The sequence below is a fragment of the Tabrizicola sp. genome, from assembly GCF_022842145.1.
Lineage (GTDB): Bacteria > Pseudomonadota > Alphaproteobacteria > Rhodobacterales > Rhodobacteraceae > Tabrizicola.
Genome location: NZ_JALHQD010000010.1, coordinates 9,427 through 10,345 on the forward strand (window position 1 = coordinate 9,427; position 919 = coordinate 10,345).

At 66.8% G+C, this 919-nt stretch carries 1 protein-coding gene and 1 pseudogene; both read right to left on the reverse strand.

The window, feature by feature from the left end; translation table 11 throughout:
• Positions 1–337 (reverse strand): Fur family transcriptional regulator (locus tag Q0C42_RS18955; RefSeq protein WP_295079711.1); only part of this gene is annotated, 337 nt, incomplete at its 3' end.
• Positions 338–488: 151 nt separating this feature from the next.
• A pseudogene (locus tag Q0C42_RS18960) lies at positions 489–919 on the reverse strand (alkane 1-monooxygenase); the annotation flags it as partial.

Sequence of the window (919 nt, forward strand, 5' to 3'; positions counted from 1 at the left end):
GGCGCTGGAGGTCCTCGATCTTCTCGGACCGGAATTCGGTAATCTGGCCGGTATCGAGGTCGACGATGTGGTCGTGGTGGGGGGCGTCGGCGACCTCGTACCTCGCGCCGCCGTTTTCGAGGGCGAGGCGGAGGACGACGCCTTCCCGTTCCAGGACCGAGAGGGTGCGGTAGACGGTGGCGAGCGACAGGCTGTCGTCGAGGGTGCGGGCCCGCCGGTGCAGCTCGGCCGCGTCGGGGTGGTCTTCGGATTCGGTCAAGACCTTGAGGAGCGCTTCGCGCTGGCGGGTCACACGGACTCCGGTGTCGCGGAGGGCCTGGGTGGGGTCTTGTTTCATGGGCTGGGATGCTAGCGGGACCGGGGGGCGGGGTCAAATATCTCGGAGGTGTCCACGGTGGACAAACTTTGGAAGTCGTTTGAGTCCAAGGGGTTGGGATTTTCTGTTAGGGTGGTGTTAACACTTTGTCCGTGCCGGTTTTCGCGGCAGTTCAGGCGGCTGCAGCGGGCTGGATCAGGTCTGTGAGGACGCTGGCCGCGATCTCAAGTGAGCGGACGCGGGCGGCGTGGTCGTGCATCATGCCCGTGATCATCACCTCATCCGGGCGGTAGCGGGCGATGAGGGCCGTCAGTTCTCGGCGCACGGTGGCGGGGGAGCCTACGGCAGAGCAGGAGAGCGCGTAGCGGACCTGGTCGAGGATAGGTTCGGGGATCTCGCTGAGGTCGTCCGTCGGGCGCGGGAGTTGGCCGGGGCGGCCGGTCCGCAGGCGAGCGAAAGCGAGGAGTTGGGAGGAGCGGAGGTAGGTCGCCTCTTCGTCCGTCGCTGCGGCGGAGACGCCGATGGCGATCATGACATAGGGTTTGGCGAGGCGGTCCGAGGGGCGGAAGGTGCGGCGGTAGATGTCGAGCGCCTCGTCCAGGT